This window comes from Archaeoglobaceae archaeon (genome assembly GCA_038734275.1).
GTDB lineage: Archaea > Halobacteriota > Archaeoglobi > Archaeoglobales > Archaeoglobaceae > WYZ-LMO2.
In genome coordinates this window covers 207591-222117 of record JAVYOO010000002.1, presented here as the reverse complement: position 1 = coordinate 222117, position 14527 = coordinate 207591, and the positions used below count along the sequence as shown (strand labels likewise).

General features: G+C 40.7%; 15 protein-coding genes. 6 read left to right on the top strand and 9 right to left on the bottom strand.

Annotated elements, in window-relative coordinates; genetic code table 11:
* Window positions 1-60: 60 nt before the first annotated feature.
* Window positions 61-723 carry a UMP kinase gene (gene pyrH, locus QXI54_03775; GenBank protein ID MEM0302273.1) on the top strand — a complete coding sequence of 221 codons (663 nt, stop codon included), beginning with the start codon at window positions 61-63 and terminating at the stop codon, window positions 721-723.
* On the opposite strand, the gene QXI54_03770 is transcribed toward pyrH, so the two are convergent.
* Together QXI54_03770 and QXI54_03765 are read right to left on the bottom strand one after the other, a co-directional pair.
* Window positions 720-2027 (bottom strand): FAD-binding oxidoreductase, encoded by a 1308-nt coding sequence (locus QXI54_03770; GenBank protein ID MEM0302272.1) that lies wholly within the window; start codon window positions 2025-2027, stop codon window positions 720-722. The two genes, pyrH and QXI54_03770, sit on opposite strands and share 4 nt — an antisense overlap.
* A complete protein-coding gene (locus QXI54_03765) occupies window positions 2011-2334 on the bottom strand; it encodes a ribonuclease P (protein ID MEM0302271.1) in 324 nt (107 codons plus the stop codon). The genes QXI54_03770 and QXI54_03765 overlap by 17 nt, the downstream gene beginning before the upstream one ends.
* A 48-nt stretch (window positions 2335-2382) precedes the next feature.
* Here QXI54_03765 and sepS point away from each other — a divergent pair, with 48 nt between their 5' ends.
* The gene (sepS, locus tag QXI54_03760) at window positions 2383-3993 is read left to right on the top strand and encodes an O-phosphoserine--tRNA ligase (protein ID MEM0302270.1); all 1611 of its coding nucleotides are present in this window, start codon (window positions 2383-2385) and stop codon (window positions 3991-3993) included.
* Here sepS and QXI54_03755 read toward each other — a convergent pair.
* Window positions 3976-4530 carry a S26 family signal peptidase gene (locus QXI54_03755; protein MEM0302269.1) on the bottom strand — a complete coding sequence of 185 codons (555 nt, stop codon included), beginning with the start codon at window positions 4528-4530 and terminating at the stop codon, window positions 3976-3978. The genes sepS and QXI54_03755 overlap by 18 nt on opposite strands.
* On the opposite strand from QXI54_03755, the gene QXI54_03750 reads away from it, so the two are divergent.
* The 4 genes from QXI54_03750 (at window position 4529) to serA (ending at window position 9038) form a co-directional block, all read left to right on the top strand.
* Window positions 4529-5983 carry a DNA-directed DNA polymerase II small subunit gene (locus tag QXI54_03750; protein ID MEM0302268.1) on the top strand — a complete coding sequence of 485 codons (1455 nt, stop codon included), beginning with the start codon at window positions 4529-4531 and terminating at the stop codon, window positions 5981-5983. The genes QXI54_03755 and QXI54_03750 overlap by 2 nt on opposite strands.
* Window positions 5984-6595, top strand: a complete 612-nt coding sequence (locus QXI54_03745; GenBank protein MEM0302267.1) for a phosphoribosyltransferase family protein — start codon at window positions 5984-5986, stop codon at window positions 6593-6595.
* Window positions 6592-7335 (top strand): MTAP family purine nucleoside phosphorylase, encoded by a 744-nt coding sequence (locus tag QXI54_03740; GenBank protein MEM0302266.1) that lies wholly within the window; start codon window positions 6592-6594, stop codon window positions 7333-7335. The genes QXI54_03745 and QXI54_03740 overlap by 4 nt, the downstream gene beginning before the upstream one ends.
* A gap of 119 nt (window positions 7336-7454) precedes the next feature.
* A complete protein-coding gene (gene serA / locus QXI54_03735; GenBank protein ID MEM0302265.1) occupies window positions 7455-9038 on the top strand; it encodes a phosphoglycerate dehydrogenase in 1584 nt (527 codons plus the stop codon).
* 236 nt (window positions 9039-9274) lie between these two features.
* On the opposite strand, the gene QXI54_03730 is transcribed toward serA, so the two are convergent.
* The 6 genes from QXI54_03730 to QXI54_03705 all read right to left on the bottom strand — a co-directional run bounded on the left by QXI54_03730 (window position 9275) and on the right by QXI54_03705 (window position 14526).
* On the bottom strand, window positions 9275-9919 hold the full coding sequence (locus QXI54_03730) for a S4 domain-containing protein (protein ID MEM0302264.1): 645 nt from the start codon (window positions 9917-9919) through the stop codon (window positions 9275-9277).
* A complete protein-coding gene (gene sucD / locus QXI54_03725) occupies window positions 9916-10785 on the bottom strand; it encodes a succinate--CoA ligase subunit alpha (GenBank protein MEM0302263.1) in 870 nt (289 codons plus the stop codon). Before sucD ends, QXI54_03730 begins: the two co-directional genes overlap by 4 nt.
* Complete coding sequence (sucC, locus tag QXI54_03720) at window positions 10776-11918, bottom strand: ADP-forming succinate--CoA ligase subunit beta (GenBank protein MEM0302262.1); 1143 nt, start codon at window positions 11916-11918, stop codon at window positions 10776-10778. The genes sucD and sucC overlap by 10 nt, the downstream gene beginning before the upstream one ends.
* A gap of 94 nt (window positions 11919-12012) precedes the next feature.
* Complete coding sequence (locus QXI54_03715; protein ID MEM0302261.1) at window positions 12013-12870, bottom strand: mechanosensitive ion channel family protein; 858 nt, start codon at window positions 12868-12870, stop codon at window positions 12013-12015.
* Complete coding sequence (locus QXI54_03710) at window positions 12867-13574, bottom strand: DUF432 domain-containing protein (GenBank protein ID MEM0302260.1); 708 nt, start codon at window positions 13572-13574, stop codon at window positions 12867-12869. Before QXI54_03710 ends, QXI54_03715 begins: the two co-directional genes overlap by 4 nt.
* Window positions 13575-13614: 40 nt before the next feature.
* Entirely contained in the window at window positions 13615-14526 is a 912-nt protein-coding gene (locus tag QXI54_03705) for a 3-hydroxyacyl-CoA dehydrogenase family protein (protein ID MEM0302259.1), read from the bottom strand.
* Between the last annotated feature and the right edge of the window lies 1 nt (window position 14527).

Here is a 14527-nt window from a genome sequence, read left to right as displayed (position 1 = left end):
CTATCTACCTATCTCAAAATTCATGCCAAAAAATATAAAAGGCAAACTTGAACTTTTTTCATGCGTGTAGTCATTTCACTTGGTGGTTCGGTTTTTGAAGGGGATGCTCAAAGAATAAAGAGTTATGCTGATGTTCTCGACAGAATTTCAGATGAAAATGAGCTTTTCGTAGTAGTGGGTGGTGGAAAACTTGCAAGAGAGATAATAAAAAAGGCGAGAGAGCTCGGGGCGAATGAAACTATGTGCGATTATTTAGGGATAGCAGTCACCCGGATCAATGCAATGCTTCTTGCTTATGCTATGAAAAATTCTGCAAAAAAGATTCCTGAAAACTTTATAGAAGCTGAAGAACTAAGTAAAAGCTATAAGGCAGTTGTTATGGGTGGAACTTTTCCCGGGCACACTACCGATGCGACTTCAGCACTTCTTGCGGAGTTTGTAAAGGCAGACCTCTTTTTAAATGCAACTTCTGTAGACGGTGTCTATTCTGAGGATCCTAAAAAGAACCCAAATGCTAAAAAGTTAGAAAAAATCAAGTCTTCAGAACTCGTGAAGCTGATCTCCAATTTATCAATGGAAGCTGGAGCAAACGTTGTGATGGATATATTATCTACAAAAATAATAGAGAGGAGCAAAATAAAAACGATCGTTTTCAAGGGGGAACCTGAAAACATCCTTAGAGTTCTAAAAGGTGAAAAAATAGGCACGATTGTTGAGCCCTAAAATATTTTGTCTGGATTCAGAATAAAATTGGGATCAAATATCTTCTTTATTTCAAGCATCAGATTATATTGCTCCGGATAGAACTCCCTGAGCTCCTCTTTCTTCAGCACCCCTATACCGTGTTCACCGCTTATAACTCCGCCAAATTCGATACCAAGTTTCAGAATTTCTTTTCTGAACTTTGGATAACTTTTTTCCCATCCATCGAACAAAAGCGGATGCTGGTGCAAATTACCATCTCCCAGATGCCCGTAAGTTATCAGCTCAATCCCATATTTCCTGGCAAGTTCTTCACTTCTTCTCAAAAATTCTGCTATCTCTGCAGGAGGTATGCAAACGTCAAGTATTTCGATGATTTTATCCTTTAATCCAAAATAAATTTTGCCTCGAAGTTCAAGGAGGTCTTTCTGCTCTCTTTGACTTGGCACAAAAATGTCTATAGCTCCGTGATTGTATGCGATGTCTGCAACTTTCTCAGCTTCTTCTCTGTTTTCGAGAATCGCTATTATATGAGCATTGCCCTCTTTACTTACCCATCTTTTTCCACTGACAGTTTCCCCAATTTCAACAGCCTTTTTATCCATGAACTCCATTGCCAGCGGTGTAAAAGATAAAGACGTTTCTATGGCAAAATTTAAGGCGTTCTCCACACTTTTGAATGGTATTGCAAGCATTGTCATATCTCTAAGCGGAGGAAGAAGCCTTATTATTGCCTTTGTAATAACACCAAGCGTCCCCTCGTTTCCTATCATTAAATGAAGCAAAGAGTAACCTGAAGAACTTTTAAGAGTTTTCCCACCAAGATTTAGGATTCTCCCATCTGGAAGAACGACTTCCATACCTAGTACGTAATTTCTCATGACCCCAAACTTTAGAGCTCTTACCCCTCCAGCATTTGTGGCTATCATACCTCCTACAGTGGCACTTTCAGCTCCTGGGCGTGGAGGAAAGCTGAGCCCCTCTTTTTCAGCATTTCGAGATAACTCCTCAAGCGTTACTCCTGCTTGGCAAATCGCAACTCTGTTTCTCTTATCAATCTCAATATTTCGCATCTTTTCAGTTGATAAGAGGATTCCTTTTCTTGTTGGAATTGCTCCACCGCTTAGCCCTGTTCCGCCGCCACGAATAAAAACAGGTATTTTACGATCGTTTGCAAACCTTAATATTTCGGAAACTTCGACTGTATTTTTTGGTTTTACAACGACAAAATCCGCTGGTTTTGGTGCTACTGGCTTTGGAGTTTCGTCATATGCATAGGTTTCGATCATGTAAACATCACAAATCTTTTCAAGTCCTTCGAACATTTCGATCTCCCTTCAGTTGAAATCTTCTTACGTGCATACAGTTCAGGCAGGTTATAACAACCGCGGATTTATTAATTCTTACTCGAAATTTATCGCTTTTGTAAGGGTATAAACATTTTTTGCAGAAATATAACTTATACTCTTTGGGGATTCTTACGCGATATTTCGTTGCAATCTTTTTTGATAGCTCAATGTATCGCCTTGACAGTTCATAATCGATATTTTTAAACTCTTCAGCTCTTTTAATCAGATATACAACCCTTTCCAAAGCTATCTCTTTTTCCCTTCTCTTTTCCCTTTTAAGCACATGGGTAATTACGACAAAGATAAATAACTTTACTGCCAAAACTTGCCTATGAAATTTAACGCAAGAAAGTTCAAAGAGCTTGCAGGAAAAGACTTTGAAAAGGCTTGGCTGAGTGGAAAGGAGATAATTGAGAATTTTAATCCAAACAAAACTTATCCACGGTTAGGATATTCTTATGGCGAAGAACATCCGCTTTTTAAAACCATTGAAATGCTCAGGAGAGCATATCTATCGATGGGCTTTAAGGAAGTTGTAAATCCTTTAATCGTCGAAGACGTGCATGTGAAAAAACAGTTTGGAAAGGAAGCTTTGGCTGTTCTTGATCGATGTTTCTACTTGGCATCCCTTCCAAAACCCAATGTTGGAATTTCTCTGGACAGGATCGAGAAAATTAAAAAAATAATCGGAAAGGACATAGATGAAGAGGAATTAAGGAAAGTGTTTCATTCTTATAAAAAGGGTCGAATTGATGGGGACGATCTTAGCTATGAGATAGCAAAAGTGCTTGGAGTTGATGATCTAACAGCAATAAGGGTGATCGATGAAGTCTTTCCCGAATTCAAGGAGTTAAAGCCCGAGCCTAGCAAACTAACCCTTCGTAGCCATATGACAACCGGATGGTTCATAACCCTTAGCGAAATTGCAGATAAGCTTCCTTTACCGATAAAACTCTTTAGTGTAGACAGATGCTTCAGAAAAGAACAGGGGGAGGATGCAACACGACTATACAGTTATTTCTCCGCAAGTTGTGTTGTTGTTGACGAAGATATAACAGTGGATGATGGAAAAGCGGTTGCAGAAGCTCTGCTAAGACAATTCGGCTTTGAAAAATTCAAATTCAAGCCAGATGAGAAGAGAAGTAAGTATTACATACCTTCAACTCAAACAGAAGTATATGCATTTTATCCGAAGCTTGTTGGATCCAAGACAAAATATAGCGATGGATGGGTTGAAGTTGCAACTTTTGGTGTTTACTCTCCGACCGCTCTGGCTGAATATGATATAGACTACCCTGTTATGAACCTGGGTCTCGGTGTTGAAAGGCTTGCAATGATCTTATTTGGCTATGAAGATGTCAGAAAGCTCGTTTATCCACAGCTCTATGGCGAGATAAGGTTAAGCGATCTTGAAATTGCGAGGGCTATCAAAGTAAAAGAAGTTCCAAATACATCAACGGGATTTGAGATCGCCAGAAAAATTGTCGAAACCGCTATAAAGAATGCAAATGCCCTCAGTCCCTGCAGTTTTCTAGCTTTTGAGGGGGAGTTATACGGAAAAGAAGTGAAAGTATATGTCGAAGAGGATGAGCCAAATTCAAAGCTGTGCGGACCCGCATTTGCAAATGAAATCGTCGTGCATGACGGAAGCGTTTATGGAGTCCCCGAAACTGAGGAATTTAGAAAGTTATTTGAAGAGGGTATTAGATGCGGTATAAGGTATATCAACTCATTCTCTCTTCTCGCAGCGAAAAGAATTGAGGATTACGCAATTAAAGAAAAAGAAAGTGTTCTTGTCAGAATTAGAAACGTTGAAGCTCTTTCAAGTGTAAATCTAACAATTCAGGAAAATGTCAGAAACTACATTCTGTGGAGAGGTGGAAAAATAGATGTTCGCGGACCAATGTTCGTTAAAGTTCGGGCATTATATGGGGATAAGTAGTCTAAGATAACCTATAAGTGGAATCCTAAGCTTTGCAACACCTACAATCCATTCTTCTTGCACCGGTAGAATTCTATCTAATCCGCTTTGCGATCTAACCACTGCCAGCTGATCGGGAATTCTGTTTGCATCCCCCTGGGTGATGTATCCGGAAATCTCGGCAACTTCTTCCGTTCTGGAGAGCTTACCTCCACTTAGAACTGGGATATTCTCTGAAGCGTTGACGTATGCAATCGCTCTATGAATTATGGCTTTTCCGTGTCCGTTTGGGTAGTAGACTATCACATCCCCATAGTCTCCAAAGCTCATGTATCCGGATTTCTTTCCATCTTCCCATGTTTTAAGCCCAACTCTGGAGGGGTGCATGAGTATAACTACATCTCCGGGCATGAGATTTGGTTCCATGCTTCCCGATTCGACCGCAACCATAAAGGGCCAACATCCGGTAATAGCAATTCCAAGAAATATTATTATGGCTACTATTGCAATTGTTGAGACCAAATCCTTTAAGAACTCAATAACCTTAGCTCTTTCCATGAATGAAGGGGGGCAGAGGGTAGTTAAAAATATCGATCCAGTTACTGTTGCCAAAAAACTTCTTGTTCGGGGGCACAACATAAGTCCTGAGGCGGCCCAACTTATCTGCTCCTCTGAAGATCCAGAAGCCATTATAGAGGAGGTTTGTAAAATCGCAAAAAATAAGTTTATAATAAGTGAGGAGGATGTTAGAGCAATTCTTACTCAGCCCAAAACAATAAAAAGCCCAGAAACTAAAAAGCAGGCTGAATTCAAGACTGATCAAGGAATTAGAATCCTCAGAGATTTTAGAACTTCAATTGTTGAGGGAAAAGTTGAAGATTTTGTGGCCTACTTTAACTCCAGACTTGAAAAGATTTCCAAAATTTTGAAAAACAGAATTCAGCCTACACAGATCAGAAATCTCGGTAGAGTTAAAGGGGAGATTGTTAGTATTGTAGGTATAGTTTCAAATGTAATCGAACGAAAAGATCATTTTTTAATTGAACTGGAAGATCAGACTGGGACGATTAACTGTATTGCAAATGGAAAAAATGCGGAAATTGCAAGAGAATTGCTCGGTGATGAGGTAATAGGAGTCACGGGAACACTAAAAGGGAGTTCGCTTGTGGCAGACAGAATAATCTTTCCAGATGTTCCTGTGAATGGAGATAAAAAGACAATAAATTTTGGGATAGTGTTCATATCGGATACACATTTCGGTAGTAAGGGTTTTCTTCAAGAGAAATGGAAAAAATTTGTCGAATGGCTTAACTGTGAATGTCAGGATGAAAAATTGAATGAAATTGCAGAAAAGATAAAATACGTCATTCTGGCTGGGGACATAGTGGATGGGGTGGGCGTTTATCCAGAACAAGAAAAGGAATTGGCAATAATAGACATTTACCAACAATACGAATATGCTGCGGAAAATCTTGATGAAATTAGAAAAGACGTGGAGCTCATAATCTCCCCGGGCAATCACGATGCGGTCCGTCAAGCAGAACCACAACCACCACTGCCCAACGAATTTGAAACTCTCTTTCCCAAAAATGTAATGAGCGTTGGTAATCCTGCTCTTCTTGATCTGAATGGTGTCAGGGTTCTTGTGTATCATGGTCGAAGTCTTGATGACATTGTAACGAAGATTCCCAGACTAAGCTACGATGCTCCACATAAGGGAATGGAAGAACTTTTAAAAAGACGTCATTTATGTCCGCTATACGGTGGTAGGAGTCCAATAGCACCAGAAAGGGAAGACAATCTTGTTATCGAGGAAATACCGGATGTAATCCATAGTGGTCATGTCCATACGTTCGGAATTGGTTTTTATAGAGGTGTTTTTCTTGTAAACTCATCCACTTGGCAATCGCAAACTGAATTTCAAAAGAAGGTAAATCTTAACCCGATGCCATGCAACGTTGCTGTTTATCTCGGAGACAGAATAGGCAGGCTTAACTTCAATGGTGGTTGAATGGATCGCTACGTCGTGTTGAACTGGGAATACGCTGAACTTTTGTGCAGGAAATTAGCAATACAGGTTCTTGAAGACACCTTTAGACCAGAAAAGATCATTGCACCCGCAAAAGGTGGCTGGTTCGCTTCAATGATCTTAAGCGACTACCTTGGTGTAGACGTAGTTAGTATTGATTTAAAACTAAAAGAGGAGGTTTCTGTGAAAAGGGCTCTAATCGTAGATGACTTTGTAAACACAGGAAAGACAATGAAAAGAACTCTTCAGAGAGTAAAGGCAGATGAAATAAAAACCGGAGCTCTTTTAATGTTTCAAAGCTCAGAATTCATCCCAGACTATCTTGGAGAATACGTTCCGGAGAATGTATGGATAATTTTCCCATGGAACTTGGTGGAGGAACTATCTGCACTCGTCTTGAGGATTCTCGAAAAGGGAGAGCAAGATTTTTGGGGAATAAAAAATGCTTTGTTTTCCGAGTTCAAATTGGATCCAATAAATCTCGAAATTTCTCAACCAATGAAATTAACTGAAATAATTCAGATTCTGGAAAAAAGAAGAGTAATCGAAAGATTTCAGGATTCTGGGAAAACATATTGGAGGTTGAGAAGATGATAGGAGTTATTGGGGGAACTTTGCTACTTGAAAACGAGTTTTTGAAAGAGAAAAGAGAGATGGAACTAAAAACCCCATTTGGAACTGCAGAAGTCGATTTAGGAAATTTAAACGGTGTAGAGGTTGCGGTAATCCAGAGACATGGTAGAAGGAAAAACAAGCCTCCCCATGTTATAAATCATCAAGCAAATTTCTATGCTTTTAAAATTCTGGGTGTAGATAAAGTGATCGGTCTCGGTTCTGCGGGTTGTCTGAGAGAAGACATCGAAATTCCTGCCTTGATCATACCGCACGACTACATAGATCTATTCAATTCTGTAAGCGTCTTTAACGACTCGCTCGTTTATATAACGCCTGGATTTGACGAATCGATTCGACAGGTTCTCATTGAGACAGCTAAGAAGATCTCGAATTTACCCGTCATAGACAAAGGCGTGTATTTTCAAACTCGTGGCCCGAGACTTGAAACAAGAGCAGAAATAGCGATGATAAAGAACTTTGCAGATTGTGTCGGTATGACCGCTGGCAGTGAGGCAACGGTTGCCAAGGAACTTGGAATTCGATATGCAGTGATATGCACCATGGACAATTATGCTCATGGAGTTAGAAACGAAATTGTTGATTACGAGGTGATTATAGGAAGAGCGAAAGAAAATGCGAAGATTTGTCTTGAAATCGTTCGAAAAGCAATCGAGAAACTAACGAACAGTCCATCAACTGAGCATAGATTTCTTCAGTGAGCTCAAATAAATTTGAAATCTCTACAATAATTCCAATGAATTTTAAAGGATTTTTAAACAATGAGGGTTCTTGATAGAAATCGCATAGTTTTTATACCTGGGCTTTTAGAGTGGATGTCATGAGAGTGCTGGTTGCAGAACACATCAGCGATGAAGCTGTGGAATTAATGAAAAAAGAAGGTTTAGAAGTTGACGTAAAAACAGGGCTCAAAAAGGAAGAAATACTGAATATAATCCAGAATTACGATGCTCTAATTGTAAGAAGCCAAGTAAAAGTTGATAGAGATATAATAGAGAAAGCAAAGAATCTGAAGATAATTGGAAGAGCCGGTGTTGGGGTTGACAACATCGATCTTGAGAGTGCAACTGCACGGGGGATTGTAGTTGTAAATGCCCCGGGAGGAAATACGATTTCAACTGCAGAACACACAATAGCACTGATATTTGCTTTGGCAAGAAAAATTCCACAGGCTTATTTGTCGATGAAAGAGAAGAAATGGGATAGAAAGAAGTTTACTGGAATTGAACTTCGTGGTAAAACCATTGGTGTAATTGGGCTCGGAAGAGTTGGCTTTGAAGTTGCAAAAAGGTGCAAAGCACTTGAAATGAATGTTCTAGCATTCGATCCCTATATACCACCAGAAAGAGCTCAACAAATCGGAATAAAACTCGTAGACTTTGAGACACTACTTAAAGAATCAGATATAATCACTCTGCACGTTCCCAAAACAAAAGAGACCATGGGGTTGATAAAGAAGGAACAAATAGATTTAATGAAAAAGGGAGTTTTAATAGTAAATACAGCGAGAGGAGGGATTATAGATGAAAAAGCTCTCATAGAAGGGCTTCAGAATGGAAAAATAGGAGGAGTAGCGCTCGATGTTTTTGAAAAAGAGCCTCCGGATTTCAACAGCCCCATATTTACCTTTGAAAACGTAATTACCACACCGCATCTCGGAGCCTCAACCGAAGAGGCTCAACTCAGTGTAGGACTAATTGTTGCTGAAGATATCATAAATCTTGCAAAAGGTTTGCCAGTAAAAAATGCAGTGAACTTACCGTCGATAGAACCGGCAGAGTTCGAGTTTATACACCCATATATGCTACTCGCCGAAAAAATGGGTAAAATTGCAAGTGCAAGACTTGGTGGAGTTATAAGAAACGTGAAGTTAAAATTCAGTGGCAAAATTGCAGAGAAAAACAAAGAATTTGTGGTCAGAGCGTTACTTCAGGGGCTACTTGAAAAAACATTGGGTGCAGGGATAAATCTTATCTCCGCGAAGAAGATAGCTGAGGAGAGGAGGATAAAAGTCGAGACCAGTGTTGTTGAAAAAGTTGAAAACTACGAGAGTCTATTGGAAGTTGAGATCGAAAGCGATGGAAAGAGCATCTCTTTTGCGGGAACTTGCTTTGGAAAGGAATACAGACTGCTCAGAATTGACGTATATCATGTGAACTTCATTCCAAAGGGGCATTATATCATATCTTTGCACGAAGATAAGCCGGGAGTGATAGGTAGGGTGGGCACATTGTTCGGAAAGAATAACATAAACATCGCAGGAATGATCGTGGGAAGAAAAGGTGACAAGCCTGGTGGAGTTCAGCTAATGCTACTGCTTGTAGACGATCCACCAACAGAAGAAGTGCTGAAGGAGATGCTAAAGCTTGATGGAATAATAGATGCGACTTATGTTGAACTATAGCTCCAAAATTTTATTTTATTTATAGATTTTGCAAAATCCAACATTTAAAATTGTGGGTCGCTCTTTATATCTTCTTCGTAAATATTGACCCTCTTTGGCGAAAATCCTAATGTTTTTGTCGGTCACTAATGGATATGTATCAAGAACACGATCAGTATTCAAGTAATCTACAAGAAGAGTTGTTTTAATTCATTTTTAAGGTTAAATTAAAAAAGTTTGGAGTCAAAAAGGCATTTTTATTGTTCAGATTTACAGAGCTCAATAGGCTTAATCAGGTAATAAACTTCCCTCTTGTCCTTAGCCCTCTCAAAAGCAATGATCTCAAAGCCTTTAAAATCTGCCTCATTTCCTTTACTGAGCTTATGCACAAATAGAATTTTGCCATCTGGCTTCAATTTGGGCAAAAATCTTCTCAAGGCGGTCATCGAAGAGGCGAAGGGCAAAGTTAGATCGTTCAAAATAACATCAACATGCTCGATTTTGCTAATGTCGAACTTAAAAGCATCTTCTATAAATATTTTGACGTTTCCAAGGCTTTCAAGCTCTTTAAGGGCTTCTTCGAATTCCTTGCTGAACTCAATGCCATATACAAACTTCGCTCTCTCGCGTGCATAAAGCAGAAATCCGCCCGCAGAGCTTCCAAGATCCAGCACAACCTCATCGCCTTTGAAAATTCCAAAAGTCTCGTCCAAATGCTTCAGCTTCCAGTAGCCAGCGGGCTTGTCGTCAAGAACTTCGATCATGTAGCTCTCATTGACTTCTGCAGAGGGCTTTTTAACAACCACTCCATTAACTCTTACAAGTCCCTGCTTTATGGCGATCTTAGCTCTATTTCTCGTTTTGAAATACCCTTCTTTAACAAGCCAGAGATCAAGTCTCATTTGAGCTTTTTGGCAACGAGCTCCGCAACCTCTTTCGGAGTTTTGCCAACTTCAACCCCTACAGCCTTCAAAGCTCTGATCTTTGACTCCGCGGTTCCAACACCACCTTCTATGATCGCTCCCGCATGCCCCATTCTTTTACCGGGTGGCGCGGTAATTCCCGCAATGTAACCAACGACTGGTTTGCTTATGTTCTCTTTTATGAACTCCGCGGTCCTCTCTTCATCTCGCCCACCTATCTCTCCGATTAGCACGATCGCTTCAGTCTGCTTATCCTTTTCAAACATCTCAAGAACTTCTGCAAATGTTAGTCCTACTATCCTGTCTCCGCCTATGCCCACCACTGTAGATTGCCCAATGCCAAGAGAAGTAAGGTTATAGGAGATCTGATAGGTTAACGTTCCACTTCTTGAAACAACTCCAACGTTCCCTTCCTTGAAGACATGCGTCGGCATTATTCCGAGATGGCATTTGCCCGGAGATATAACCCCGGGGCAATTGGGACCAACAAGAATCGCTCCCGCTTCTTTTACCCTTAAATAAGCCTTTAGCTCGTCGTGAACTGGAATTCCCTCGGTTATGCATACCACTACCTTAATCCCCGCATTCACAGCCTCCATGATCGCATCCGTGGCAAAGCTTGCGGGAACAAATATTACGCTTGCATTTGCTCCAGTTTCACGAACCGCTTCGCTCACTGTATTGAAGATCGGGACTCCAAAGAGCTTCTCTCCACCCTTGCCTGGCGTAACTCCCGCGACGATCTTGGTGCCATACTTCAGCATTCGCTCAGCATGAAATCTACCCTGACTACCCGTGATTCCCTGAACTATTGCTTTTGTGCTCTCATCTACTATTATTGCCATTTTGCCACCTCCACCGCTCTTCTTGCTCCTTCTTCCATTGTCCCAACGATCTCCACCCTGCCAGATAGCTCTTTTTCGATTATTCTTCTCCCTTCTTCTTCATTCGTGCCAGAAAGCCTGAGGATAATTGGAACACTCGGATTTAATTCTTTAAAAGCCTTCACAATCCCCATCGCAACCTCGTCGCATCTCGTTATTCCGCCGAAGATGTTCATGAAGATCACCTTAACGTTTTTATCCATGCTAAGAATTTCAAACGCCTTCTTCGTTGTCTCCGCTCCCGCTCCACCGCCGATATCGAGGAAATTTGCTGGCTTACCGCCCTCCAAGTAGATCAGATCCATCGTCGCCATCGCCATGCCTGCGCCGTTCGCTATTACTCCAACATAGCCGTCAAGCTTTACGTAGTTCAATCCCTCTGCAAGAGCTTTTCTTTCGACTTCATCAACTCCACCGTATTCACGCAGAGCTTCGAGATCTTTGTGTCTAAAAAGAGCGTTGTCGTCGATGCTGATCTTTGCATCTGCAGCAATTAGCCCATTTGGTGTTAAAACAAGCGGGTTTATTTCGACGAGTTCCGCCTCGTATTCCAAAAAGATCTTGTAAAGTGCTTTTATTATATTGCTGAGTTCTTTCCACAGTTCTGAGCTGATCTTTGCCCTGCTAAGCACTTCCCTGATCTGATAATCCCAAAGCCCCCAGCGAGGATCGATCTTAACCTTTACGATCTTTTCAGGAAACTTCTGTGCGATCTCTTCGATGTCAATCCCACCCGCAGTGCTAAAAATGAGTGAATAACATTTTTCAACTCTGTCAAGAGCTATGCTCAGATACCACTCCTCTTTTATCTCAATTAGCTCTTCTAAGTAAATTTTTTTAACGATTTCTCCTTTAAGAGATGATCCGAACATTTTTTCCGCAATTTCAACTGCGGAATCAACACTTAATGCCTTTTTTATACCTCCAGCCTTACCTCTGCCACCAACAAGAACCTGGGCTTTTAGAACAACTTTCCCACCCAGCTCTTCTGCAATTCTTCTGACATCCTGTAAATTTTCAGCTAAAGCTCCGTTGGGGATTTTTATGCCGTGCTTTTCGAGGATCTGCTTTGCCTGATATTCGTGCAATTTCATGCCACCCAGATTTCAAGGAGAAAGTTAAATTTTTTGGTTTTCATCATTAACGAAATAAATTTTTTGTTTTCATCATAGAAAAAGAAATATGGGCTCAATCACTCCGCTCAACTTTATCTTGACCCCCCAATTCTTTCCCAAACCATAGAACTCTCTGCGGAAAGGCGATATTGATTCCATTTTTCTCTAGTTCGATCTTTATTTTCCAGAGTAGTTCCATCTTTACATCCAGCCATATCGTGGATGGTGCCCAGATTCTCACAAGAATATTTACACCATTTTCGCCAAGGCTGTCTACGAATACTCTCGGCGGAGGGTTCTTCAGTGCAAATGGATGCTCTTCGATTAGCCTCTTTATTATCTCGATTGCTTTATTAGCATCGTCTGTGTAACGAATGCTTATCGTGTATTCAAATCTTCTTGCCACATTTGCAACTGGATTCGTGATGTTTGATGTGAATAGTGTCTCGTTTGGTATTCTAACGTATAGCCCATCGTAGGTTCTTACTATTGTGGACATTATGTTCATGTCTTCAACAAAGCCCGCGATGTTACCTACTACGATCTGATCTCCAATCTTTATGGGTCTCTCAGCAATTAGAAATAACCCAGAAAGCAAATTCGAGACAACTTTCTGGCTTGCGAAACCTATGACTATACCTGCAATTCCACCAGCAACAAGTAAGCCAGTAAGGCTTACGCCAAGGATCGGAGTTACAGTTACTATGGCAATAAGCAAGATAACTGCATAGACGAATTTAATAAGCAATTCGAGTTGATCTTTTCTCATCTTATCTGCAAGAGATCTTCTAAGGCTGATTGCAATGAATTTAGCAATTATAAAGGCGATTAGAATGACTATGAAGGCAAATATAACGTCTCTCACTGTAACGTTCTCATATAGTGGATATTCCATGATTTTAACAGTCCAGTTGAGAATTTCGGTGATCATAAACCCCACTCCATCGTGAATTTCGTGCTAAGGATCGGTATTGTTCTTGCAGAGTATAACTCGATCGATTTTTTCATGTCCCCAAAAAGGGGCTCATCGAAAAAAGATGTGTCTGCAACACGTCTTGAATGAATTCTCATCTCTGCAACGCTTGAAACAGCATTCTTGTTGTAATAGATCTTCATACCATAAACATCGAACACAGCCTTAGACACTTCGCACCAGCTATTTGAGAGGTTCGATATCCTGAGCTTCATAATCCCCTCTTTGAAGGGTTCCACTTCAGGAATTTTGCCGAATACTTCGCTTTCCCAGTATCTTGCAATCACACCACCTTTTGGCTCACCATATAACGTGTATTTTGCATTCAGGAAGCTGAATACATCTATGTCTTCAAATTCACCATTCTTTTTTATAATAACCCCAATCTCAATTGGAAACGTAAGATAGATCTCAGCTTTTGAAACCGGTGCAATGAGCACGGGCTTTCGGAATCCGATGTATAGATAGTTTGTTATGTTTTTTGGCAAGTTCACAGGCTCAACGGGATTAACGTAAACCTCCGCGTCGCTAAAGATAAGTTTTTCAACTTTCGAATCGCGAAAAGTTCGAAAGTAGCAGTAATAATCGTTGTATTTCTCAGCTTTAATTCTCAACTCCTGAAACTCTATGGATAAGTCCTCGAGCTTGTAGATGCCATACACGCAAAAAATTACTCAGAAGATTAAAAAATTTATCTCAGAATTATCTAATTCCAAGCTTTTTCAACACCTGCGTTGCTCTTTCCTGCCCGTAGAACTCGTAAACTCCGCCTTTGCTTCCAGGTTTAACACTTGGATCTCCCAAATAGCCTGCATCAACAAGCTGGATCAATAACTTTGGCGGAGCCCATTTCGGATCTTTTGTCATCTGGAACATCGCCTCGTAGATTCTAAGCCTTGTATCAAGCCCGACGAGATCTCCGGTTTCTATTGGTCCCATCGAATACCCGTAGCCGAGCATCATGGCTATGTCTATGTCCTGGGGAGTTGCTATTCCTTCCTGAAGCATTAAAAGAGCTTCTTTACCAAGTATTAGCCCGAGTCTCGTTGTTGCAAATCCTGGAGAATCCTTAACAACTACTGCAACCTTTCCAAGGCTTGTTAGCCAGTTCTTTATATCAATCACGAGCTTCTTATCTGTCAGCAACCCCTCGATCAGCTCAACAAGCTTCTGAACCTGAGCGGGATTGAAGAAGTGAATGCCTAAAAATCTGCTTGGATCTTTTACTGCAGAAGACAGTTTTGTGATGCTAATCGAAGATGTGTTTGATCCAATTACAGCATCACAGATGGAACTGATCTCCTTCAAGATTTTAAGCTTTAATTCCACATCCTCGTAAACGGCCTCGATTATCAGATCGCATTCTTTAAGATCTGCATAGTTCATCGAGGTTTTAATCCTGTTTATTATGGCCTCAGCTTCTTTTTCGCTTAACTTTCCCTTCTCAACAAGTTTTCTGACACCAAATCTACCGTTCTTAATGGCCTCCATTCCCTTATCCAGAGCTTCTTTCCTTGAATCTACTGCAACAACCTCAATTCCCTGCTGGGCAAAAAATTGAGATATCTGGGTCCCCATCAACCCAAAACCGACAACTCCAACACATTTAAACATA

What these genes read in the sequence shown, in the direction of transcription:
- QXI54_03770 (MEM0302272.1), bottom strand. Translation starts at nt 2,027, where the DNA reads ATGTTCGAAGGACTTGAAAAGATTTGTGATGTTTACATGATCGAAACC.
- QXI54_03740 (MEM0302266.1), top strand. Translation starts at nt 6,592, where the DNA reads ATGATAGGAGTTATTGGGGGAACTTTGCTACTTGAAAACGAGTTTTTG.
- serA (MEM0302265.1), top strand. Translation starts at nt 7,455, where the DNA reads ATGAGAGTGCTGGTTGCAGAACACATCAGCGATGAAGCTGTGGAATTA.
- sucD (MEM0302263.1), bottom strand. Translation starts at nt 10,785, where the DNA reads ATGGCAATAATAGTAGATGAGAGCACAAAAGCAATAGTTCAGGGAATC.
- sepS (MEM0302270.1), top strand. Translation starts at nt 2,383, where the DNA reads ATGAAATTTAACGCAAGAAAGTTCAAAGAGCTTGCAGGAAAAGACTTT.
- QXI54_03755 (MEM0302269.1), bottom strand. Translation starts at nt 4,530, where the DNA reads ATGGAAAGAGCTAAGGTTATTGAGTTCTTAAAGGATTTGGTCTCAACA.
- QXI54_03750 (MEM0302268.1), top strand. Translation starts at nt 4,529, where the DNA reads ATGAATGAAGGGGGGCAGAGGGTAGTTAAAAATATCGATCCAGTTACT.
- pyrH (MEM0302273.1), top strand. Translation starts at nt 61, where the DNA reads ATGCGTGTAGTCATTTCACTTGGTGGTTCGGTTTTTGAAGGGGATGCT.
- QXI54_03745 (MEM0302267.1), top strand. Translation starts at nt 5,984, where the DNA reads ATGGATCGCTACGTCGTGTTGAACTGGGAATACGCTGAACTTTTGTGC.
- QXI54_03730 (MEM0302264.1), bottom strand. Translation starts at nt 9,919, where the DNA reads ATGAGACTTGATCTCTGGCTTGTTAAAGAAGGGTATTTCAAAACGAGA.
- QXI54_03705 (MEM0302259.1), bottom strand. Translation starts at nt 14,526, where the DNA reads ATGTTTAAATGTGTTGGAGTTGTCGGTTTTGGGTTGATGGGGACCCAG.
- sucC (MEM0302262.1), bottom strand. Translation starts at nt 11,918, where the DNA reads ATGAAATTGCACGAATATCAGGCAAAGCAGATCCTCGAAAAGCACGGC.
- QXI54_03715 (MEM0302261.1), bottom strand. Translation starts at nt 12,870, where the DNA reads ATGATCACCGAAATTCTCAACTGGACTGTTAAAATCATGGAATATCCA.